Raw genomic sequence first — 1018 nt, 5'->3', positions numbered from 1 at the left:
CCGCAGTGGCGAGACCGTATGTACATCGTCTTCAACCGCAAGGGCGTGCCCGCCCCCGACGTGCGGCCGCGACCGCTGGCCTGGTGCGAGAAGTGCGGCACGGACGTGGCAGCCATGCAGTGGTGGAAGCGGCCCGGACGCCACATCGGCAAGTACGACCGCCAGTACATCTACGTCTGCCCCGAGGGCGATCACGGCAGGGTCGAGCCCTACGTCAGGCCCGCCGCATCCGCGATCGACTGGACCGACGTCGGCACGAGGATCGGCGACCGCACCCGACCGCTGGCAGCGTCCACGATGCGCCGAGTCGAGACCGGCCTGGAGATGCTGCTACGCGGCGACTTCGACCGCGACTTTGTGATGAGCGTCAACAACGGCGGGAGCTGTGGACGGCACTTCGGCCCAGCATCCCGACCACTCCCAACCCAGCTCGGCGTCGTGTCCTACCTCATGGGCGGCGCAGGTGACCAGAAGGGCACCAGCGTGCATGCACCGATGCGCACCCAGCGGGCCAGCGGCGCCGACTTCCTCGTCACGCTCCGCAGGCACGCCAAACCATCCAGCACGAGCGACCCACTGGCAACCTTCACAGGCGCTGGCTTCCACCACGGACTCGTTATCCCCTTCCGGCGCGGCTCTCGACCCTACCCCGCCGTCGCCGACCCGCTATCCACGATGGCGACACGAGACCAGCACGGCGTCCTGACGCCGGCGATCAACGTCGAGGACTGCTACTTCCGCATGCTGAAGCCACGGGAGGCAGCCAACGCCCAAGCCTTCCCGAGGCACTACATCATCCACGGCAATCAGGGTGAACAGCAGATGCAGGCCGGGAACGCCGTGGCCGTCAACGTGGCCCACTGGCTGGGTCTCTGTGGCGCACAAGCGCTGGGGGCAGCGGCATGACCACCGCCACCTACGAGTTCGAGCTGCCCCGCGCACTCATCGTGACCGCCAATGACCGCAAACACTGGGCGCGGCAGGCCAGCCTCGTGCGCAACCTCCGCCAGATGGCGGC

The 1018-nt window shown here is 68.1% G+C and carries 1 protein-coding gene; it reads left to right on the top strand.

Annotation, left to right across the window (positions count from 1 at the left end; all coding sequences use genetic code 11):
- A partial coding sequence (locus ACTQ48_RS11250) for a DNA cytosine methyltransferase (RefSeq protein ID WP_441570988.1) occupies positions 1–906 on the top strand: 906 nt, incomplete at its 5' end.
- Between the last annotated feature and the right edge of the window lie 112 nt (positions 907–1018).

This window comes from Collinsella sp. Sow4_E3 (genome assembly GCF_052116285.1).
GTDB lineage: Bacteria > Actinomycetota > Coriobacteriia > Coriobacteriales > Coriobacteriaceae > Collinsella.
This window is presented reverse-complemented; position numbering and strand designations above follow the sequence as displayed.